Below are 21,465 nucleotides of genomic sequence, written 5' to 3'. Positions count from 1 at the left end.
TTGTACTGGATCGGCGGACGGCCTGTACCCCGAATGTGACGTTGAATTTGCAACGGAAAGTCGCGGGGCTCACCGAGGTGACAACGGACGGGCGTTTCGGTGTGACGTCTTTTGACACGGATGTGTCGACGGTTCTACGCTCCGTGCATTCGAGTGCGCCGGTGGCGCGCGGACGAAAGGGAATTGGTGCCCGTAATCGTCGGCCAACTTCTCAACGGGGGATCGCACACGTGAGCTGGCAGCCCGTCGGCGCCCTCTGGGCACGCCTGCCGAGGGAACTCGGCGACGCCGTCCGCCCGCGGATCCCGGCGATCGCCCGGCACTGCGTCGAAGGCGTGATGTCCGAGGTCGGTGAATGCGCCGAGGTGTTCAGCGACGGCGAGGCCCGCGCGGCGGCCGTCGAGCTGACCCGGCGCAGTATCGAACGCGCCATCGACCGGGTCGGCGTCCCCGAACTGCTGCAGAACGACCTCCTGGTCGATTTCCGCGCGCAGGGGCGGATCGCGTTCCATCAAGGACTCAGCCGGGAAGCCGCGCAGGCGGCGTTCAGGGTCTCTAGCCGGGTGCTGTGGCGTTCGATCGCTTCGATCGGCCGTCAGCTCCAGCTCCCCGGCGACGTCCTTTATGGCGCGGCCGAGTGCCTCTTCGGCGACGTCGTCGAGGTGACGATGGCGCTGGCGGACGGCTACAACGCCGCGCAGGCGGAGGCGACCGGTCCCGCGGAGCAGCGGGCGCGGTTGTTCCGGCTGCTGGCCGGCGGCACCGGGTACAGCCAGGCCGACGCCGGCGCGCTCGCCGTCGCCATCGGCTGGCGGATCCCGGAGCGGATCACGGCGGTCGTCTTCACCGCGTCACCCGGAGCGCCCCCGTTCCCGGCCGGGCTGCTGCCCTCGGCGGTTCCCGTCGATCTCGTCTCCGACCTGCCCGGTGCGCTGGTGGCCTGCCCCGAAGCCGACCTGAGCGGTCTGCGGGAGCTGCCGTCCGGCTGGTCGGCGACGGTCGGGGTGTCCGTCCCGACCGCGCAGGCCGCCGAGTCGTACCGGATCGCGCGCCGCGCGTCCGAGCTCGCCCAGCGGGGCATGATCACCACGGTCGGGCCGGTGCTCTGGTGCGAGGAGCACATCACCACGCTGCTGTTGCTCGCCGACGAGTTCCTGCTCGACCGGCTGGCGGGCGAGGCGCTGGAACCGTTGTCGGGGCTGGCGCCGCGTCAGCACGACGAGCTGTCCGCGACCCTGCTCACCCAGGTGCAGACGCGGGGGAGCGCGCCCGAGATCGCCCGGCAGCTCGCCGTGCACCCGCAGACGGTGCGAGCGCGACTGCGGCGGCTTTCCGAGCTGTTCGGCGAGCGGCTGGACGATCCGGATCAGCGGCTGCGGATCGAGCTGGCGTTGCGCGCGGAACGGCTGCGGCCCGCCGACGTGTGACTCGCTTTTTGTCCACAAAGGACGCTGGGTCGCGTGATCGGATGGACGACACGTGTGATCAGACGGACGACACGCGTGTCCAGACGGACGACACGCGTGTCCAGACGGACGACACGCGTGTCCAGGCGGACGACACGGGACCGGCTCCGGCTGCGCGTGTGGCGTCCGTCCAGTCACGCGTGTCGTCCGTCTGATCACGTGCGCCGTCCCGCCGCACACGCGCAATCGCCACTCACGACCTGGGCATCAGGCGCAGTTCGACGTCGCCGGAGCACCCGCGACCCGGTCCTTGAGGAAGGCGAGCACGTCGGCGTTCCCGGTGTAGACCGCCGTGATGTGGTCGGTTTCGAAGGTCTTCCAGGTCGTCTTGACCCCGGCGGCGCAGTAGGCCTTGTGCAACGCGTCGGCCTGGGCGAACTGCACGAGCTGGTCCTGGGTGGCGTGGTAGAGGAACACCGGGACCTTGGGGGGAGTGCCGCCGAGTTTGTTCTCGTTGAGGCGTTTCACCCATTCCGGACGAACGTACCCGGCGCTGGTCGTGTAGTCGGCGATCTTGTTGTTCGCATAGGTGGTGAGCAGCTCGAACGTGCACGCGTTCTTCTGCATCTCCGCGAGCTTCACGCGGCCGTTGTCGCTGAGGAACGAGTCCAGTTTCAGTTCGGGGTAGGCGTTGTCCAGGCCGATCAGGGCGTAGGCGAAGACACCGAAACCGAACTTCCCGTCGAGCTGCAGGGTGACCTGGACGAGGTCGGCGGGCACGCCGCCGGCGGCGACGCCGACGAGGTTCAGCTCCGGCGCGTAGGCGGGCTGGAGCTCCCCGGCCCAGGCGGCCGCTCCGCCGCCCTGCGAGTACCCGCGGAAGAGCACCTTGGCGTCGGCCGACAGTTTCGCCTCCGGCAGACGCTGCGCGGCGCGGACGGCGTCGATCACCGCCGGGCCTTCCGAACGCCCGACCACGTAGGTCGTCTTCGGATCCTGGCGGTAGCCCTCGTAGTCGGTGAGGGCGACGGCGTACCCGGCGTCGAGCGCGTCGTCGAGACCGGACTGCTCGTAGAACGCGCCGATGTCGATCATCTTCGACGGCGTGCAGGTGAACGCGGGACCGTGCGTACCGGCGGCGAACGAGACGATCGGCGCCTTCGCCGGGTCCACGTTCTTCGGCACCAGCACGGTCCCGGTCACCGCGTCCGGCTGCCCGAGCGCGTTCGTCGACAGGTACATGACCTGCCACGCGTTGACGGAATCCTTACGCGGACCGGCTTTCGAGACACGCGAGCGGATGATGTCACCCGGTTTGCCCGCCGGAAGCGGGGAAGGCGGGGTGTAGAACGAGTCGTCGGACGCCGCCGGGACGGCGGAGCTCGCCGGGCTTCCGGTCAACACGGTCACGAGACCGGCGGACAGGACGATCGCCAGCGCGACGGCGAGCGCCCGGCGGGACGGACGGGGGAACGGGGTCGGCACGGCCGGGCCTCCAGGGCAGGGTGGCTGGTCGGGGGGTCAGGCGTTGCCGCCGTAGACCTGGCGGCAGGTCGTGGACTCGGTGAAGGCGAGATCCAGTTCAGGGTTGGTGCGCAGGTGCTTGATCGGGCCTTCCGGCTCGCTCAGCCCGCTCATCGTGCTGTCCGCGTCCGCGACGACCTTCTGCAGACTCGCCTGGTCGGTGACCTTCGCGTCCTGCATCCGGGTCAAGGTGGCGGACACCTTCGACTTGGTCTCGCCGAGTGTGGTGGTGGCCTTGTCCACGGCGGACTGTCCATCCGGGACCGGCGGCACGCCGGCGTTGCGGATCCCGCCCGCCATGTCGTCGAGCGCGGCGGACAGCGAGTTCAGGAAGCTCACCATGGCGGTCTTCGTCGCCTGCGGGTTGCCGGGATCGAACGCGGGCGGCTGGGACAGCTTCGCCGAGCCCGTCGCGACGCCCGAGCACACCTTGTCCACCCACGCGAGCGCGGCCGGGTCGGCGTGCCTGCCCGCGTCGGCGGGGTCGTCCGGCCCGCAGGCGGTCAGCAGGACCGACGCGGCGGTCACGGAGACGGCGGCGAACGCGATTCGCGCTGCCGTGCGGCGCATTCTTTTCATGGTTTCCCCGTCGAATTCGGCGAAAGAGGGCCTGCCCCGGCGCGACGAGCGGGATTCCGCGATGGTCGGCGGTGACCGGCTTGCTGAACCGCGAGGTTACTCACGAAAGAATCCGGCAGGCAAGGCGGGCGGCGGCCGGAAAAGGCGGATTGGCATGCGCGAGATAGTTTTCCCGGGCGCGATTGTCACCCTCGTCAGCGGTTCCGCGAGCGGCTTGATCCGGCTCTGAACTGGGGAAACCCATGTGCCGCTACTAGGAACACCTCCGTCGCACCGTGCCAGCGTGACAATTTACCGGTGGCGCGTCAACTTTTCCGGGGAAGCACTTGATAGCGGTGCGTACGCGTCGTTAGTTTACTGTTCGGTTGCGATCCGTCAGACATCGTCGCTACCCGGAGAATTCTCCCGGGCCGATATTCATTGCTCTGGGGAATTGTACGCCGTTTCGTATCATCGTTGATACCACGGAAGGACGATCGTGAGTCACCGTAGAGGAACCAAGAAGGCGGTCGCCGCCGCCGCTGCCGGTGCCGTGGGGCTTGCCACCGCGGTACTCGTGGTCGGGGCACAGTCCAGTGTCGCCGATCCGATCTCGCTCCCGCTCAACTACCACTGCAACCTGCCGCTCGTGGGGTCGCAGTCGCTCAAGGTGGTCATCAACACCGATCTCCCGCTGTCGGTCAAGACCGGTCAGCCGACCGGCACGTTCGACATCAAGGCCGTCTCCACGATCAACGCGGACACGGTCAGCGGGCTCAACCTGATCGGTGCGACCACGCTGGAAGGCCAGGCCATCGCGGCGGCGACCGTGGCGGCGCCGGGACTCAACCTCCCGGTGAAGGTCCCGAACGACATCGCCAAGCAGAACATCCCCACCTCGGGCGAGATGACGGTCAACGCGGCGGGCAAGACACCTTCGCTGACCTTCAACCAGCCCGGCGAGGCGAAGATCACCGTGGGTGACATTCAGCTGAAGGTCACCCCGCGCAAGGCCGACGGTTCGGTCACCGGCATCACGCCGGACGGCACGATCGACGCGCCGTGCACGCAGGATCCCGGCCAGAACAACACCCTGGCCACGATCAAGATCGGTGAAGGTGGTGGCGGCACGACCACCCCGACCACGCCCACCACCCCGACCACGCCCACCACCCCCACGACGCCGACCACGCCGACGACTCCGCCCACCTCCACCCCCGGTGGCGGCGGAATCAAGTACGCGTTCGGCATCAAGGGACAGACCGCGCTGAAGTCGCTCGGCAGCACGGCCGCGATCAACGGTGGCTTCGACGCGGACGTGGACCTCGCCTCGAAGACGTTCACCGGTGACCTGAAGCTCGACCCGTCGTCCACCCAGTTCAAGCTGTTCGGGTTCATCGACGGGCGTTCGGAGATCAAGGTCGAACAGGTCGGCAAGCAGACCGGTGAGCTCGTCGGCACCGGGTTCAAGGCGCACATCAAGTTCAACGTGTTCCTGCCGAGCGTGCAGATCTTCGGGATCCCCATCAGCACCGACCCGAAGTGCGGCACGGTCAGCCCGTCCACCAGCGAGATGACCACGGGTCCGGACTTCGACCTGCTCAAGGGCGGGAAGCTCACCGGCACCTACTCGCTGTCCGCCCTGCAGAACTGCGGTCAGCTGAACGACTGGGTCAGCGCGTTCGCCAAGAGCGACGGCAACACGCTGGACCTGAACCTCACCAAGAAGTAAGTCAGCAGCCGGTCCCCGTCGCCTCCCGCGACGGGGGCCGGTGCCGTTTTCGGGAAGGCGACCATGCCCCTTCGTGCCAACGTCCGGATGCTGCTCGCGGCGGGCCTCGTCGTGCTGATCACCGCCGGCTGCCTGCTGTTCGTCGCCGTCCGCAGCGCGGCGGCCGGTACGCCGGTCGACAAGAAGCTGTCGTTCACCTGCCCGTTCCCGCTGATCGGGTTGCAGAAGCTCGATGTGGACATCAAGGCCGACTTCGAAGTACCGACGGCGCCCGGCGGCACGCTCACCACCTCCGGGCTGACCATCACGGTGACCGTGCCGGACAAGGCGGCCCGCGGGCTGAACCTCGTCGGCGCCACCACCATCGAAGGCACCGCCGCGGCGGGCGTGACACTGGTCAACGGCGACGCGAACCCGCTTCCCGTGCGCATCCCGCTCAATGTCGCGAAGACCGATCTCCCGCCGTCCGGTACGTTCGCCACGGTGGCGACCGGCTCGGTGCCCACCATCACGCTGGCGAAACCGGGCAAGACGACGCTGACCGTCGGCGATTTCACCACCCGTCTCACCCCGAAGAAGGCCGACGGTTCCTTCACCGGGCTCGGCTCGTTCACCTCGGACTGCGCGCTCGACCCCGGCCAGGACCCGATCCTGCTCTCCTTCGAACTCGGTGAGAAACCCGCGGGACACCGGTACGCGGTCGCCGGGAAGACCGGCGTCAAAGCGCTGGGCGCAGCGGCGCCGCTCACCGGCACCTTCGACCTGAGCCCCACCGCGGCCACCGTGTTCAGCGGCGGCCCGGTGTTCGACAAGGCGCATGCCGACTTCCGGCTGTTCGGCTTCCTGCCGGGCTCGGCCGATCTGGAGTTCGTCGCCGACGGACCGCAGGGAGGCGACCTCGCCGGGACCGGTTTCGTCGCGCGGCCCCGGTTCACCACCGTGCTTCCGCTCGTGACCCTCGTCGGCATGCCGGTCAGCACCGGGCCGTCCTGCCGGACTTCGGCGCCGTCGACGGCGGAACTGCGTACCGGTGAGGGCTTCACCATGGCGAAAGGCGGCGCGCTCGCCGGCACCTACTCGCTCGCGCCGCTGACCGGCTGCGGCGCGTTCACCTCGTACGTGAGCACCCTCTTCCAGGGAGACGGCAACACCTTCGAACTCGCACTGACCCCACGCCAGGCCTGATACCTCGGGGACACCTGTTGCACCACCACCGTAGTAGTCGGCCCGGCGGCGGGTCCGGTTCCCGCCGCCGGTAATCTGCGTCGCGACACCACCAGGGACACCTGTTCCACCACCGAGGAACCATCGGTGAAACCTGGGAGTGCTACGAAATGACGATTTCCGCGCCGGAGGCCACCGTCCGCACGGTGGAGCTGACCGTGTCGGGGATGACCTGCGCCGCTTGTTCCGCGCGGGTGGAACGCACGCTGAACAAGCTCGACGGGGTGCGCGCGTCGGTGAACTACGCGACCGAACGCGCCACCGTGCAGGTCCCCGGAACGCTGGCCGACGACGTGCTCATCGAGCGGGTCCGCAAATCCGGCTACACGGCGGAGATCCGCGGCGACGAGGATCCGGACACCGGTTTCGCGCGGGTCCGGGATCTCCGCCGGCGGCTGGTCGTCGCCGCGCTGCTGGCGATCCCGCTGGGGAACCTCTCGATCACGCTCGCCCTGGTGCCGCGGCTGCGATTCCCCGGCTGGGAACTGCTGTGCCTCGTGCTGGCCGTGCCCGTCGTCTTCTGGTCCGCGCTGCCGTTCCATCGCGCCACGCTGCGGAACCTCCGCCACCGGTCGTCCAGTATGGACACCCTGGTCTCGCTGGGCGTGCTTTCGTCGTTCGCGTGGTCGGCGTGGTCCGCCTTCGCCGGCGGCACCGAACCCGGCTACTGGATCGGCTTCGGCCCGACGGCGGCCGGTGCCGACGCCATCTATCTCGACGTCGCCGCCGGGGTGACCACCTTCCTGCTGGCCGGGCGGTACTTCGAGAGCCGGTCCCGGCGCAGCGCCGCCGGGCTTCTCGCCGCGCTGGACGCCTTGGCCGCCAAGGACGTCCGGGTGCTGCGGGACGGAGCCGAGCGGATGGTCCCGATCGGCGAACTGGCCGTCGGCGACCTGTTCGTGGTCAAGCCGGGGGAGTCCATCGCCGCCGACGGCGTCGTCCACAACGGACTGTCCACTGTGGATGTCAGCGCGGTGACCGGTGAGCCGGTGCCCGCGGAGGTCACCACCGGCGACCGGGTCATCGGTGCTTCGGTGAACCGGGACGGCAGGCTCGTCGTCCGCGCGACCGCGGTCGGCACGCATACCCAGCTGGCCCAGATGACCGCGCTCGCGGAACGCGCGCAGGCCCGCAAGGCCGCGGTGCAGCGTCTGGTCGACCGGATCTGCGCGGTGTTCGTCCCCGCCGTGCTCGGCGTGGCCGCGCTGACGCTCGCGGTCTGGCTGCTCGGCGGGGCACCCGCGCGCGAAGGGTTCGCCGCGGCCGTCGCCGTCCTCATCATCGCCTGCCCGTGCGCGCTCGGGCTCGCGACGCCGACCGCGCTGATGGCCGGGGTCGGCCGCGGCGCCCAGCTCGGCATCCTCATCAAGGGCCCGGACGCGCTCGAGGCGAGCCGCACGGTGGACACCGTCGTGCTGGACAAGACCGGCACCGTCACCACCGGGAAGATGACCGTCACCGCGTGCCGCCCCGCCGACGGGTTCACCACCGGCGAGCTGCTGCGGTTCGCCGGGGCCTTGGAGGCCGGTTCGGAGCACGCCATCGCGGCGGCCGTGGTGACCGCGGCGCGGGCCGAGCTGCCGGACCTGCCCCCGGTCGAACGCTTCACCGCGCTGCCCGGGCTCGGCGCGCAGGGCGAGGTCGAGGGGCGTGACGTCCTCGTCGGCAACGCGCGGTTGTTCGCCGATCGGGGGATCCCCGGCGACTTCACGGTGGCGGACGGCGCGACGGCGATCCTCGTCGCGGTGGACGGCCGGGTCGCCGGGCACCTGGAGGTCCGGGACGCCGTGAAGCCGTCGGCACCGGCCGCCGTCGAGGCCCTGCACGCGCTCGGCCTGCGGACCGTGCTCCTGACCGGCGACAACGAAGCCGCCGCTCGTGTGGTCGCGGAGGAGATCGGCGTCTCCGACGTACGCGCCGGGGTGCTTCCTGCGGAGAAGGCCGCGGTCATCGAGGAACTGCGGGCCGGGGGAGCGCGGGTCGCGATGGTCGGCGACGGGATCAACGACGGTCCGGCGCTGGCCACCGCGGATCTCGGCATGGCGATGGCGCGGGGCAGCGACATCGCGGTCCGCTCCGCCGACATGGTGCTGGTCCGCGAAGACCTGCGCGTGGTCCCCGACGCCATCCGGCTCGCCGACCGCACGCTGCGGATCATCCGGGGGAACCTGGCCTGGGCGTTCGGCTACAACGTCGCCGCGATCCCGCTGGCCGCGCTGGGCCTGCTGAACCCGCTGATCGCCGGGGCGGCGATGTCGCTGTCCTCGGTGCTCGTCGTGTCCAACAGCCTCCGGCTCAAGGACTTCCGACGCGCCGCGTGACACTTCCGGGTGGTTTTGTACCATCGCCCCTCGGAACAAGGGGGCCTTCGTGAAGCCGTTGAACACCGGCGAACCCACCGGCGTGGGGCGCTACCGGGTGTTCGCCGCGCTCGGCGAGGGCGGGATGGGCCGGGTGCTGCTCGGGACGTCCTCCGACGGCCGCCTGGTCGCGATCAAGCAGATCCATCCCGGTTTCGCGCAGGACCCCGGCTTCCGCGAGCGATTCCGCCGCGAGGTCGAAACCTCCCGCTTGGTGTCCGGCGCGTACACCGCACCGGTCATGGACGCCGACCCGAACGCGCCGACGCCGTGGCTGGCCTCGGTGTTCGTGCCGGGACCGGCGCTGTCCGAGGCCGTCGCCGCCGGCGGTCCGCTGCCTCCGGTGGCGGTCCGGCATCTCGCCGCCGGGCTCGCGTTGGCGCTCGGCGACATTCACCGGGCCGGGCTGATCCACCGCGACCTGAAGCCGAGCAACGTCATCCTCACCGGTGACGGCCCCCGGGTGATCGACTTCGGCATCGCCCGCGCCGTCGAAGGCGACTCCGAACTCACGCATACCGGCGCCGTCATCGGTTCGCCCGGGTTCATGTCGCCGGAACAGGCCGAGGGCAAGCCGCTGACCCCGGCGAGCGACATGTTCTCGTTCGGCGCGCTCCTGGTGATGGCCGCGACCGGAGCGAATCCCTTCACCGGGACGTCCACCCCGCACACCTTGTACAACGTCGTGCACGTCCACCCCGACCTGCGGCATCTGGCGCCCGAAATCCGGCAGATCGTCGAGCCGTGCCTGGCGAAGAACCCGGCGGACCGGCCGTCGCCGTCCTGGGTGCTGGAGCGGCTGGGCCCGATCCCGCCGATGGCCGGCCCGTGGCCGCCGGTGGTGTCCCACCTCATCGCCACGCAACAGGCCGAGGTCCAGCGGCTGCTGAACCCGCCACCGCCGAAGCGATCCCGGCGTGGCCTGTACGCCGGGCTCGCCGCGGCCGCCGTCGTGCTGCTCGTCGGTGGCGTCGTCGCGGCGGTCTCCCTGAGCGGCGACGATCCGCCGCCGGCGGCCGTCGCGCCGAGTTCACCGCCGCAACCGGACGAGCCGATCACCACCCCGGTCAACCAGGACCCGCTCGGCCCGGACAACCTGCGCCGGGTCGACCTGTGCAAGGTCCTGAAAGGCCGCGACGTGCCCGGGTTCGGCAAGCTGAGCACCAAGATCGACATGCAGTTCGACTCGTGCACGTACTCTTCGCCCGCGGGCAAGTGGCTGGAGCTCGCCGTCGGCGGCGACCTGGTCGAAGGAGAAGCGGGCGGCGAGCTGGAAGGGCTTCCGTTGCGGATCAAGGGATCCGACGACGCGTGCGCGGTCGCCGTCCCGGTCTCCGGCCTGCCGAACACGAAGCTCACCGTCGACGTCAACTCGATGTCCACAAAGGACGCCGCGTGTTCGGTGGTGAAGGCCGCGCTCGCCGACGCGGTGAAGCGGATCCGGGCAGGCGGCCAGGAACGCGACCTCCCCGCCGGGACCCTGGCGCCGCTGGACCCGTGTGCGCTGGTCGGCCCCGTGACGACGGACCGGCTGATCGGACCGGTCGTCGAAACGATCCGCGAACATCTGCACCAATGCCGGTACGACGCGGCGGGCAATGTCCGGCTGAGCCTCGTGCGGGCGTACCCGCCGTCCCAGTCGAAGGACTCGTACTACACGGAGACGGCCACCCTCGATCTCGGCGGCGCCAAGGTGTACCTGGCGAAGAAGGACGACGGCGTCGCCCGTTCCACCTGCTCGCTGACCTGGCAGCATCGGTCCGTCAGCGACCGGGACGGCGAGAACGTCGAGCTCACCGTCGGGACCAGTGGTACGAAGATGACCGCCGACGAAGCCTGCGAGAAGGCCAAGGCCTTCGCCGGGGTGCTGCTGCAGAAACTTCCGAAACCCTAGGGCTGGTCAGTGAAACCGTTGAACCCCGGCGAACCCCGGCAGATCGGCCCGTACCGGATCATCGCCGAACTCGGCGAAGGCGGGATGGGCCGCGTCGTGCTCGGCCTCGCCCCGGACGGCAGGCTCGTCGCGGTGAAACAGCTGCACGCCCAGTTCGCGCACGACCCGCGCTTCCGTGAGCGGTTCCGGCGCGAGGTCGCCACGTCGCGGCTGGTCTCCGGCGCGTACACGGCCGCGGTCATGGACGCCGACGCGGAAGCGGAAACGCCGTGGCTCGCCTCGGTCTTCGTCACGGGACCGTCCTTGAAGGAGGCCGTGGACGCGGCCGGACCACTGCCCGCCGAGTCGGTGCGGCTGCTGGCGTCCGGGCTCGCCGCGGCGCTGACCGAGATCCACCGTGCCGGGCTGATCCACCGGGATCTCAAACCCAGCAACATCATCCTGACGAGTGACGGGCCGAGGGTGATCGACTTCGGCATCGCGCGGGTGGCGGAGGAGGCGCAGGACCTCACCGGGACGGGCGCGATCATCGGCTCGCCCGCTTTCATGTCCCCGGAACAGGCGGGCAGCGGGCAGATCACCGGCGCGAGCGACGTGTTCTCCCTCGGCGCGATCCTCGTCATGGCCGCGACCGGCCGTGGCCCGTTCACCGGCCCGACCGCGCCGCAGACGCTGTATAACGTCGTGCACGCCACGGCGGATTTCAGCGCGGTCCCGGACGAGATCCGGCGGGTCGCCGAACCCTGTCTGGCCAAGGACCCGGCGCGGCGGCCGACTCCCGAACAGATCCTGGACTTCCTCGGTCCCGTGCCGCCAGGTATGGCGCCCTGGCCGCCCGCCGTGCACGCCCGGATCCGGCAGCAGGACACCGAAGTGCGCTCGGTGCTGGCTCTGCCGCTGCCGATCTGGCGGCCGCCGCCCAAGAAGATGGCGCCGCGGACCAAGAAGATCCTGTTCGGCTCGCTCGCCGCGGTCGTCCTGCTCGTCGTCGCCGGGATGGTCGCGCTCGGCCTCGCCATCGCCGAGCACGCCAAACCCGAGAATCCCGGGGTCACGTCGCTGTCGGCGAACGATGCGCTCGCCGCGGAACGCCTGCGGCTGGTGGATCCGTGCAAGGTGCTCGCCGGCCGGTTCGTGCAGGAATTCGGCACCCTGAAACCGGAAACGGGCCCGATCTACCCGGCTCGCTGCAGGTACACCGGGCTCAAGGGCGTCAGCTTCGAACTCCGGCTCGGTGAAGGGGTGAGCACCAGCAGCGTCGAGCGGACGGACCGCACGGCCGAAGGGCTGCCGTTGCTGCGCAGCACCATCAGCGGCGGCTGCGATTCGGTCGCGCAACTGCCGGCGGACCGGCGGCTCGGCGTCGTCGTGTCCCATCCGGGGCGGGAAGGTGATCCCTGCAAGGCCGCCGACGACATGCTGAGCGCCGCGCTCACCCGGCTGCGCACGCACGAGGTCGACCGTACGGGTGATCCGGCGAGCATCCTGCCGCTCGACCCGTGCACGGTCGGCGACCCCGCGGTGCTCGGCAAGGCCGTGCCCAACGCGCAGCCCGCGCCGCGGACGCTGCGGATCTGCGAGTGGGTGGGCGGCGGGGACACATTGACCGTCGAGCTGCAGCGAGGCGCCTACGCGCCGGAAGGATCGCCGGTCGACCTCGGCAGCGGTGTCACCGGTGACATGCGGGAGTTCGGCGGTTCGAACTGCGCCGTCACCTGGCAGCATCGGCCGCTGCCGGACCGCGAGGTCGAACACGTCGCCGTCCGTCTTCTGGCGCGCGAGGGGAGCGGAAGCCCTTGCGACCGGGCCAAGGAGATCGCGGGCTCGATCGCCTCACGGCTGCCGAGACCTTGAGCTTCGCGGATAGGGAACCCCCTGTGAGGCTTCGGAAACGGGGTCCGCTAAGCTATCGCCAGTACGAACGAAACACCACGCGCGTTTAGCTCAGCGGGAGAGCGCTTCCCTGACACGGAAGAGGTCACTGGTTCAATCCCAGTATCGCGCACCAGGTTCGCTTCCTCCGGTGGACCGAAGTTCGTACCACGGGCGATTAGCTCAGGGGGAGAGCGCTTCGTTCACACCGAAGAGGTCACTGGTTCGATCCCAGTATCGCCCACCACCGAAAAGGCCCCATCCGACACCGGGTGGGGCCTTTTCGCGTTGTAACCGAACGCGTCACTCGCGTGATTGAAGGCGTAACTCACGTGATTGGACGCCGAACTCGGTGATGCGGCCCCAATCACGCGAGTTACGCCTCTGATCACGCGAGTTCCGGCTTAGCGGAGCGCTTCGATCATCGGTGTCAGGGTGTACATGGTCGCGGCGAGGTCGGCCTTCGGGTCGGGGGAGTGGGCGAGCCAGACGGCGGCCTCGTTCATCGCGCCGGAAAGCAGGCGTACCAACGGTTCGACGGGGCGCTTCGCCAAAACGCCCTCGGTCATCAAGCCGGTCAGGGCTTCGGCGAGGTGCCGGGCGGAGGATTCCGCGTCCAGCTCGCGCCAGTCCTGCCAGCCGACGACGGACGGACCGTCCAGCAGCATGATCTGCTGGGTCTCCGGATCGGTCGCGGCGGCGAGGAACGCGCGGCAGCCGGCGAGCAGTCCGGCCCACGAGTCCGGCGCGGCGTCCGCGGCTCGCGCGATCTGCTCGCCGACGTCGTGCTGCACGACGCCGAGCACATGCCGGAACAGCTCCGCCTTGCTGCTGAAGTGGTGGTAGAGCGCGCCTTTGCTCACACCCGCGGTCTGCGCGATGGTCTCCAGGCCGACCTTGCCGTACCCGTGCTCGGCGAACAGCCGGCGGGCGGTGGCGGTCAACGCCTCCATCGTCTCTTCGCGCTGCTGCTGTTTCGTGCGGGCCATACCTGGATCTTGACATACCGACCGTCGGTTGGCTAACTTCGAAAAAACAAACCGACGGTCGGTATTGTTAGCGAGACAAGGCGGCATCATGCGTCTGACCAGCTTTTATCCCGTTCTCATGACCGAGAAGATCGCCGAGACACGGGACTTCTACCGTGATCACTTCGGCTTCGAGCTCACCTTCGAGGCCGACTGGTACGTCAGCCTCAAACGCGGTGAGTGGGAGCTCGCGATCCTCGCCCCGGGGCACGACACCATTCCCGGCGGGGCGGGCAAACCCGTGCAGGGACTGTTGCTGAACTTCGAGGTCGAAGACGTCGACACCGAGCACCGGCGGCTGGTCGAAGACGCCGGGCTGCCCGAGGCGCTTTCGCTGCGCAGCGAGGAGTTCGGGCAGCGGCACTTCATCGTCGCCGACCCCAACGGCGTCCTGATCGACGTGATCCAGGAGATCCCGCCGACCGGCGAGTTCGCCGGGCAGTTCACCGACGAGGCACGCCCGAGCTGACGAGCACGGCCACCAGGAACAGTCCACAAGCGACCGCCGCCGACACCTGAAGCCCTGTGGTGCAGGCGGCCCTCGCGGCGTCGAGCAATTCGTCGGCTAACTGCGCCGTGAGGCCTGAGGCGGCCGCCTCCGCCTGAGCCGGCCCCGAAAGAGCGAGCGCTCGCGCCGGTTCCGGCACGCCCGCCGGGACGGCCAGGTGTCCCGCGTACACGGCGGCGGCCAGGGAACCGAACACCGTCGTCCCGAAGCCGGCACCGAGTTCGTAGCCGGTCTTCTCCACCGCCGCGGCACCGCCCGCCTGGTCCGCCGACGTCGCCGAAAGCAGGGTGTCGGTGCTCGAAGTCAGCGCGAGCGCCATCCCCAGGCCGAGCCCGGTCAGCCCGGCACCCAGCAGTACCGGCGACGTCATGGCCGCCGAACCCGCCGCCGGGACCAGCAACGAGACGGCCGCCACCGCGAACCCGGCCGTGCGGACCCGGGCGTTGCCGAACCGGCCCAGCAGCGAAGGCGTTACCACACTGCCGACGGCCGACGCGCCCAGCACGAGGAGCAGCCGGCCCGCCGCCGCCGTGGGCGAGAGCCCGAGCACCACCTGCAGGTATTGGGCGAACAGCAGGCCGAGCCCGACGAGCGTGCTCATCACCAGCAGCACCCCGGCGACCGCGGCCCGCACGCCCGGTCGCCGGAACAGGGCGAGGTCCAGCAACGGCGGGTCGGTCCGGCGCTGGCGCCGCAGGAACAGTCCGATGAGGACACATCCGGTCACGCCCGAGGCGACGGCCGTGGTCCAGGCGCCCGGATGCCCGACGGCGAAAGCGATCCCGAGGACACCGCCCGCCGCGAGCGCCGCACTGACCGCGTCCCACGGCCGCCGCCCGGGCGGGTTCCGGGGAAGCCAGCGCAGCGCCAGGACGACCGCCGCCAGGATCACCGGCGGGTTCAGCAGGAACGTGGCCCGCCAGCCCCACACCTCGACGAGCACGCCGCCGAGGATCGGCCCGAACACCGAGCCGGTGCCCGCGATCCCGCTGCACACCGCGATCGCCGTGCGGCGACGCCGCTGGTCCGGGAACAGTTCGCGGAGCAGCGACATCGTCACTGGCATGATCATCGCGCCGCCGCAGCCGAGCAGCGCGCGGCAGCCCAGCAGCACCGACACGTTCGGCGCGAACGCGCAGCCGAGCGACGCGATCCCGAACACGACGTACCCGGCGACCAGTACGCGCCGCCGCCCGTACCGGTCGCCGAGGGTGCCGAACGGCAGCAGCAGCGGCGCGGCGGTCAGCGGGTAGATCGCCACGATCCACACCTGAGCCGCCGCGCCCGGCCGCAGCTGCCGGACGAGGTCGGGCAACGCGACGTGCAGCACGGTCGCGTCGACCGCCACGAGGAAGAGCCCGGCGCCGAGTACCGCCAAAAGCGGCCAGGCGCGGTCGACCGCTCGCTCGGCCCGGGCCGTGGTCACAGGAGTCCCGTCAGATGCCTCGCCACGACATCGACGTGGGGCGGGTCGACCACCGACAGGTGATGCGCCTCGACCGGCACGATCTCCAGCCCCGGGCACAGTTCCGCCCAGCCCGCCGCGAGATCCGTGCGCGAATACCGGGGTTCCATCGCCAGCCCGGCCGCGTACTGCTCGGTCGCCCGGTAGAGCACCACCCGGCCGTCGTAGCGGCGGGGCGTACCGCGTTCGGCCGCCAGTGTGTCCAAAAAGGACTGACGCTGGTGCCGGAGCACGCCGGGGCTGAGCAGACCCGCTTCGGCGACCCGCCGCATGGTCAGCTCGATCTGCTCCTCTTCGGGCAGCGGTGCGAGCTCCTCGTGGCCGAGCCGCACTTCACGGCCGTAGGTCCCCTCGACGTATCCGGTGAAGCGCAGGAACCGCCGCGCCGATGACGCCCGCGGATCGAGATCCGGCTCCGGAAGCGGGAGCATCGTGTCGATCAGCGCGACGAACTCGACCTCCTCGCCTTCTTCGGCGAGCCGCGCGGCGACGCCGTACGCCAGCGCCCCGCCGAACGACCAGCCCGCCAGCCGGTACGGCCGGCCTCGACGTTGTTCCCGCACCAACGGCAGCAACTGCTCGACCCGCTCTTCGATGCTGACACCGGGAACGCGTTCGAACCCGACGCACGGCACACCGGCGGGCAACCGCTCCAGCAGCGGCCGGTACACGGTGCAAGTGCTGCCGCCAGGGTGGAACAGCAGCAACGGCGCGACTCCGGCCTCACCGGGCGCGAGGACGTGCACCGGACCCCGCTCCTCCCGCGTGTCGAGAACCGCGCGGGCGACGTCGGCGATGGCCGCGAGCGTGTCGTGCCGACGGAGTTCGGCGGCGTCGACAGCCGTGGCGAGTTCGGTGCCGAGCCCCTGGGCGAGCAGCTCGGCCAGCCGGTCCGGTGCGGCCGTCTCGGTCAGCCGGACGTGCGTGCCCGCCGCTTCGGTGCCGGTGTGCTCCTGCCACAGGCGCAGCACCAGCCGGTCCGCCGCGTCCCAGGCGCGACCGCGCGACGGCAGTGGTTCCTCGTTCTCCCGGGGCGCGAGATCGCGGCTGAGATCGGCGAGCGTGGCGCCCCGGAGCACGGCGGCCGAGTCGGGTTCGGTGCCGAACTCCCGGCGGACGGCCTCGCGGATCCGGTTCGCCATCAGGGAATCCAGTCCGAGCTCCACCAGCGGGACGTGGGCGTCGAGGCGGTCGGGGCGCAGCCCCATGACGGCGGCGACGATCTCGGTGAGCCGGTCGCCTCCGCCGCTCCGCACGGGTTCGGGCTCGGGGGTGCGGGCCGCGAACGACGGTGCTTCCTCAGCGGAGGTGTACCAGTGCCGTTCGTGCCGCCACGGCATCGGCGGGACGTCGACCAGCCGGGCCCCGTCGTCCGGATCGGCGGTGGTGATCCGGGTGCCCGCGCAGTACAGCTCGGCCGCGGCGGCGCCCAGCGCGCGGACCTCGTCCTGGCCCCGGCGCAAGGTCCCGGTGACGAGCGCGTCGCCGATCTCCTCGGCTTCGAGCGTTCTCGCCACCGAACCCCGCAGGATCGGATGCGGCGACACTTCGAGGAAGACGCGGTGTCCGTCCGCGGCGGCGGCCGCCACGGCCTGCCGGAACCGCACCGGACGACGCAGATGCGTGGCCCAGTACCCGGCGTCGAAGTCCGGCAGCTCCCGCGGATCGGCCAGAACCGTGTCGTACCACGGAACCGTCGGACGACGGCCGCCCAGTTCGACGAGCGCCTCCCGGAGCGCGGGCAGCACCGGGTCGACGCGGGCGGAGTGGCCGGCGACCTCGACCGGCAGCCGGCGCGCCCGCAGGCCGACGGCTTCGAGCTCCGCGACCAGGAGGTCGAGCACGGTCGCGTCCCCGGCCACGGTCAGCTGACCGGGTGCGGATTCGACGGCGAGTTCGATGTCCGGGTACAGGTCCAGCTCTTCCGGCGCGAGTTCGACCGCCGCCATCGCGCCGCCGGGCCCGATGGTGCCCAGGAGCCGGGCCCGGGTCGCCACCAGGTGGACGGCCTCGTCGGGGGTGAGCACGCCGCTCACCACGGCGGCCGCCGCGGAGCCGAGGGAGTGCCCGACGACGGCCGCCGGCCGGACGCCGAGCGCCTCCCACTGGGCGGCGAGCGCGATCTGGATCCCGAAGATGGCCGTCTGGGTTTCGGGCAGGGACAAGGGATCCCCGCTGGTGAGCAGCGCGCGCAGCGAGCGGCCGGTGTGCTCGGTGAACAGGTCGTGGAGCTTGTCGACCTGGGCGGCGAACGCGGGTTCGGCGGCCAGCAGTCCCTGCCCCATGCCCGGCCACTGCGAGCCGTGGCCGGAGAACACGAACACCGGCCCGTCGGTGCTCCGCCCGGTGCCGGTGACCGCGCCCGCGGGCAGCGGATCGGCGCCGGAGCCGACGGCGCGCAGCAGCCCGGCCAGCTCGGCCGTGTCCCCGGCGACGACGGCCGCGCGGTGCGGACCGCCGTTGTCGCGCCGGGAGAGGGTGTGGGTGACGTCGGCCAGGGACAGCGACGGTGTGGCTTCCAGCCAGTTCGCCAGCTGCGTCGCGCGTTCGGTGAGGCGGTCGTGGGTACGGGCGGACAGCAGGCCGATGCGGACGTCGCCGCGGTCCGGGACCGGCTCCGGCGGCGGCGCCTGTTCGAGGACGACGTGTGCGTTGGTCCCGCCGAAACCGAACGCGGACACACCCGCCGTGGCACGGCCGGACCGGCGCGGCCACGGCGTCGGTTCGGTCACCACCTTCAGGCGCAGGTCGTCGAACGGGATGTGCGGGTTGGGGGCGGTGAAGTGCAGCTGAGGCGGCAGTTCGTCCCGGGTCATCGCGAGCACGACCTTGATCAGCCCGGCGATCCCCGCGGCCGCCTCCGCGTGCGCGATGTTCGTCTTCACCGAGCCGATCAGCAGCGGTGCGTCGGCGGGACGGTCCTTGCCGAGTACCGCGCCGAGCGAGCGGGCCTCGATCGGGTCGCCCAGCAACGTGCCGGTGCCGTGTGCCTCGACGTAGTCCACAGTGGACGGATCGAGCCGGGCGCCGTGGTACGCCGTGCGCAGCATGTCCTGTTGCGCGACGGGGTTCGGTGCGGCCATGCCCTGTGAGCGCCCGTCGGAGTTGACCGCGGTGGAGCGGATCACCGCCAGCACCCGGTCCCCGTCGTATTCGGCGTCGGCCAGCCGCTTGAGCACGACGACACCGCAGCCCTCGGCGCGCGCGATGCCGTCGGCGTCCGCGGCGAACGTCTTGCATCGGCCGTTCCCGGCGAGCAGCCCCGCCGCGGCGAACGCGGCCGTCGGACCGGGCAGCAGCATGAGGTTCACCCCGCCCGCCAAGGCCAGATCCGCCTCGCCGTCACGCAGCGCGCGGACCGCGTGGTGTACCGCGACCAGCGACGAGGAGCAGGCGGTGTCCACCGCCATACTCGGCCCGCGCAGGTCGTAGACGTAGGAGAGCCGGTTGGCCGCGATGCTCCCGGCCGCGCCGGTGGCGGTCCACAGATCCACGCCACCGCCCGCCATCGTGAGGTGGCCGTAGTCGTGGGTCGAGATCCCGGTGAACACACCGGTCCGGCTGCCGCGCAGGGAGGCCGGGGCGATCCCCGCGTGTTCCAGCGCTGCCCAGGCGACCTCCAGCAGCATCCGCTGTTGTGGGTCCATTGTGGACGCTTCACGCGGGGTGATGCCGAAGTGGTCCGCGTCGAAACCGGCCACGTCGTCGAGGAAACCGCCGACGATCGGGGCCGCGTCGGCGCTCCACCGGCCCGGCGGCGCGGTCCGGACGGCGTCCCGCCCGCTGCGAAGCAGTTCCCAGAACTCGTCGAGGCCGTCCGCGCCGGGCCAGCGGCAGCCGAGGCCGACGACGGCGATCGGATCGGTCCGGCGACGATCCGTGCCCGGCTGTTCGGGTTCGGGCTCGGTGCCGCCGGTGAGCGAGCGGGCCAGGTGGTCGATGGTCGGGCTCTCCCACAGCAGGGTGGCCGGGAGCGGGGTGCCGAGCAGGTCTTCGAGGTCGGCGGCGATACCGACGGCCTGGCGGGAGGACAGGCCGTAGTCGCTGAGCGGGCGGTCGGCTTCGAGCCTGGCCGCGTCGACGCCGGTGTGCCCGGCGACCGTGTCCAGCAGCCAGCGGCGCAATGTGGGGGTGTCGAACGACGGGTTTCTCATCGCACCAGGGCCTTTCCGTAATCGCCGGCGAGGTAACGGTCGCGGCAGGCGCTCCGCGCGATCTTGCCGCTGGAGGTCCGCGGGACCAGACCCGCCGGGACGAGCACGACGTCGCGCAGCGCGAGGCCGTGCGCGTCGGAAACGAGCCGCCGGACCGCCGCGGCGAGCGTCCGCTCGTCCTCGGTGGTCAGCGCGCTGTGGCCGCGGCGCTCGGCGACGACGACCGCGGCTTCGGTGTCGGTGCCTTCGACGGCGAACGCGGCGACACTGCCGGGGCGGATGTCGCGGTCGGCCGAGGCCGCGGTCGCTTCGACGTCCTGTGGGTAGTGGTTGCGGCCGTCGACGATGAGCAGGTCCTTGATCCGGCCCGCGATGTAGACCTCGCCGTCGTATCGGACGCCGAGGTCGCCGGTGCGCAACCAAGGGCCGTCCGGCAGCCCCTCGTGGTCGCCGGTCAGCCTCGCGCCGAAGGTTTCGGTGCTCTCCAAGGGTTTCTGCCAGTAGCCGGTGCCGACGTTCGGGCCGTGGACCCAGATCTCGCCGACCGAACCGTCCTTCAGCGCGACGCCGGTTTCGGGATCGACCAGCGCGACCTGCTGGCCCACCGGGACACCGCAGGCGACCAGCTTGAGGCCGTCGTCCGACGGCCGTGCCGTTCCGGCGCCCAGCGCGGCGCGGTCGAACGTGGTGACCCGGGGCGGCACGCCGGGGCCGGTGGTGACGAACACGGTCGCCTCGGCCAGCCCGTACGCGGGCCGGGTCTTGTCCGGGGTGTACCCGGCTTCGGCGAAGGTTTCGTGGAACCGGTCGAGCACGCCGGGGTTGATCGGCTCGGCGCCGTTGACGATCGCGGCGACCCGGTCGAGACGGAGCTTGGCGCGGTCTTCCTCGCGCACCCGGCTCGCGGCGTAGTGGAAGGCGAAGTTCGGGGCGGCGCTCCAGCTCCCGTTGTGGTCGCCGAGCAGTTCCAGCCAGCGCACCGGACGTTCGATGAAGGCCAGCGGATCCATCAGCACCGATCGCATGCCCAGCGCCAGCGGCGTGATCAAGCCGAGTACGAGACCCATGTCGTGGAACAGCGGCAGCCACGACACCGTGGTCCCCGTCGGTGCGATCCCGAGCCCGTGCGCCGCCTGGCGGACGTTGGCGAGCACGTTCTCGTGGGTCAGCACCACTCCTGCCGGGCTGCGCGTCGAGCCGGAGGTGTACTGCAGGTACGCCACGTCGTCCGGCCTCGCCGCCGGGGCGGGCCAGGCGCGGACGGGTCCCGCCTTGTCGGCCGCGACGACCGTGACGTGCTCGCCGCCGGGCAGGCCCGCCAGGAACTCGCGGACCGCGTCTTCGGCCGCGGCGGTGGTGATCACCGCGGTGGGGGAGCAGTCGGTCAGTACCGCGGCGAGCCGTCCGGCGTGCCCGGGCAGCCCGGGATCGAACAGCGGCACGGCGATCGCGCCCGCGGTGATCGCGCCGAGGAAGGCGACGACGTACTCGGCGCTCTGCGGGCACAGGATCGCCACCCGGTCACCGGCCCGGACGGGCAGCGCGCCCGCGACGGCGTCGACACGGTCCTTGAGTTGTTTCCACGTCAGCGTCCGCCGTCGCCCGGCGCGATCGGTCGCGAAGTCGGTGAAGGTGACCGCAGGCCGGTCGCCGTCGGTGTCCGCCCAATGCCGGAGGCAGTCGGGGAGGGTGGGGCCGGCCGTGGCGGGCAGGTTTTCGGGGGCCAAGGACATGACGTCT

General features: G+C 71.0%; 14 protein-coding genes and 2 tRNA genes. 10 read left to right on the top strand and 6 right to left on the bottom strand.

Annotated features, from left to right (window positions below; genetic code table 11):
* Positions 1–230: 230 nt before the first annotated feature.
* Positions 231–1,427 (top strand): CdaR family transcriptional regulator, encoded by a 1,197-nt coding sequence (locus tag DMC61_RS28435; protein ID WP_125692772.1) that lies wholly within the window; start codon positions 231–233, stop codon positions 1,425–1,427.
* Positions 1,428–1,673: 246 nt separating this feature from the next.
* Here the strand turns inward: DMC61_RS28435 and DMC61_RS28430 are convergent, their stop codons facing one another.
* Together DMC61_RS28430 and DMC61_RS28425 are read right to left on the bottom strand one after the other, a co-directional pair.
* A complete protein-coding gene (locus DMC61_RS28430) occupies positions 1,674–2,891 on the bottom strand; it encodes a lipase family protein (RefSeq protein WP_125692770.1) in 1,218 nt (405 codons plus the stop codon).
* Positions 2,892–2,927: 36 nt separating this feature from the next.
* A complete protein-coding gene (locus tag DMC61_RS28425) occupies positions 2,928–3,500 on the bottom strand; it encodes a hypothetical protein (RefSeq protein ID WP_125692768.1) in 573 nt (190 codons plus the stop codon).
* 7 nt (positions 3,501–3,507) lie between these two features.
* On the opposite strand from DMC61_RS28425, the gene DMC61_RS28420 reads away from it, so the two are divergent.
* From DMC61_RS28420 to DMC61_RS28385, 8 genes are all read left to right on the top strand, one after another.
* Complete coding sequence (locus tag DMC61_RS28420) at positions 3,508–3,738, top strand: hypothetical protein (RefSeq protein WP_125692766.1); 231 nt, start codon at positions 3,508–3,510, stop codon at positions 3,736–3,738.
* A 249-nt stretch (positions 3,739–3,987) separates the two neighbouring features.
* Positions 3,988–5,220, top strand: a complete 1,233-nt coding sequence (locus DMC61_RS28415; RefSeq protein ID WP_125692765.1) for a DUF6801 domain-containing protein — start codon at positions 3,988–3,990, stop codon at positions 5,218–5,220.
* Positions 5,221–5,283: 63 nt separating this feature from the next.
* Positions 5,284–6,405: a DUF6801 domain-containing protein gene (locus DMC61_RS28410; protein ID WP_125692763.1), complete on the top strand. Its 1,122-nt coding sequence runs from the start codon at positions 5,284–5,286 to the stop codon at positions 6,403–6,405.
* Positions 6,406–6,554: 149 nt separating this feature from the next.
* Positions 6,555–8,765, top strand: coding sequence for a cation-translocating P-type ATPase (locus tag DMC61_RS28405; protein ID WP_125692761.1), 2,211 nt, complete (start codon positions 6,555–6,557; stop codon positions 8,763–8,765).
* Between the two features lie 49 nt (positions 8,766–8,814).
* Positions 8,815–10,698, top strand: a complete 1,884-nt coding sequence (locus DMC61_RS28400; RefSeq protein WP_125692759.1) for a serine/threonine-protein kinase — start codon at positions 8,815–8,817, stop codon at positions 10,696–10,698.
* 9 nt (positions 10,699–10,707) lie between these two features.
* Entirely contained in the window at positions 10,708–12,552 is a 1,845-nt protein-coding gene (locus DMC61_RS28395) for a serine/threonine-protein kinase (RefSeq protein ID WP_125692757.1), read from the top strand.
* Between the two features lie 79 nt (positions 12,553–12,631).
* A tRNA-Val gene (locus DMC61_RS28390) sits at positions 12,632–12,706 on the top strand.
* Positions 12,707–12,742: 36 nt separating this feature from the next.
* Positions 12,743–12,817 (top strand) — tRNA-Val (locus DMC61_RS28385).
* 157 nt (positions 12,818–12,974) lie between these two features.
* On the opposite strand, the gene DMC61_RS28380 is transcribed toward DMC61_RS28385, so the two are convergent.
* Positions 12,975–13,559: a TetR/AcrR family transcriptional regulator gene (locus DMC61_RS28380; RefSeq protein WP_125692755.1), complete on the bottom strand. Its 585-nt coding sequence runs from the start codon at positions 13,557–13,559 to the stop codon at positions 12,975–12,977.
* A gap of 88 nt (positions 13,560–13,647) precedes the next feature.
* Between DMC61_RS28380 and DMC61_RS28375 the strand changes: the two genes are divergently transcribed.
* Complete coding sequence (locus DMC61_RS28375; protein ID WP_125692753.1) at positions 13,648–14,067, top strand: VOC family protein; 420 nt, start codon at positions 13,648–13,650, stop codon at positions 14,065–14,067.
* On the opposite strand, the gene DMC61_RS28370 is transcribed toward DMC61_RS28375, so the two are convergent.
* Genes DMC61_RS28370 through DMC61_RS28360 form a run of 3 tightly spaced genes read right to left on the bottom strand, consistent with a single transcriptional unit; the run spans position 14,042 to position 21,458 of the window.
* Positions 14,042–15,532: an MFS transporter gene (locus DMC61_RS28370; protein ID WP_125692751.1), complete on the bottom strand. Its 1,491-nt coding sequence runs from the start codon at positions 15,530–15,532 to the stop codon at positions 14,042–14,044. The two genes, DMC61_RS28375 and DMC61_RS28370, sit on opposite strands and share 26 nt — an antisense overlap.
* Positions 15,529–19,725 (bottom strand): type I polyketide synthase, encoded by a 4,197-nt coding sequence (locus tag DMC61_RS28365; protein WP_125692749.1) that lies wholly within the window; start codon positions 19,723–19,725, stop codon positions 15,529–15,531. The genes DMC61_RS28370 and DMC61_RS28365 overlap by 4 nt, the downstream gene beginning before the upstream one ends.
* Positions 19,722–21,458, bottom strand: a complete 1,737-nt coding sequence (locus tag DMC61_RS28360) for a fatty acyl-AMP ligase (protein ID WP_199750126.1) — start codon at positions 21,456–21,458, stop codon at positions 19,722–19,724. The genes DMC61_RS28365 and DMC61_RS28360 overlap by 4 nt, the downstream gene beginning before the upstream one ends.
* Between the last annotated feature and the right edge of the window lie 7 nt (positions 21,459–21,465).

The sequence above is a fragment of the Amycolatopsis sp. WAC 04169 genome (genome assembly GCF_003947535.1).
GTDB classification, from domain to species: Bacteria; Actinomycetota; Actinomycetes; order Mycobacteriales; family Pseudonocardiaceae; genus Amycolatopsis; species Amycolatopsis keratiniphila.
This window is presented reverse-complemented; position numbering and strand designations above follow the sequence as displayed.

What these genes read in the sequence shown, in the direction of transcription:
- DMC61_RS28425 (WP_125692768.1), bottom strand. Translation starts at nt 3,500, where the DNA reads ATGCGCCGCACGGCAGCGCGAATCGCGTTCGCCGCCGTCTCCGTGACC.
- DMC61_RS28420 (WP_125692766.1), top strand. Translation starts at nt 3,508, where the DNA reads ATGGTTTCCCCGTCGAATTCGGCGAAAGAGGGCCTGCCCCGGCGCGAC.
- DMC61_RS28410 (WP_125692763.1), top strand. Translation starts at nt 5,284, where the DNA reads ATGCCCCTTCGTGCCAACGTCCGGATGCTGCTCGCGGCGGGCCTCGTC.
- DMC61_RS28405 (WP_125692761.1), top strand. Translation starts at nt 6,555, where the DNA reads ATGACGATTTCCGCGCCGGAGGCCACCGTCCGCACGGTGGAGCTGACC.
- DMC61_RS28380 (WP_125692755.1), bottom strand. Translation starts at nt 13,559, where the DNA reads ATGGCCCGCACGAAACAGCAGCAGCGCGAAGAGACGATGGAGGCGTTG.
- DMC61_RS28375 (WP_125692753.1), top strand. Translation starts at nt 13,648, where the DNA reads ATGCGTCTGACCAGCTTTTATCCCGTTCTCATGACCGAGAAGATCGCC.
- DMC61_RS28365 (WP_125692749.1), bottom strand. Translation starts at nt 19,725, where the DNA reads ATGAGAAACCCGTCGTTCGACACCCCCACATTGCGCCGCTGGCTGCTG.
- DMC61_RS28360 (WP_199750126.1), bottom strand. Translation starts at nt 21,458, where the DNA reads ATGTCCTTGGCCCCCGAAAACCTGCCCGCCACGGCCGGCCCCACCCTC.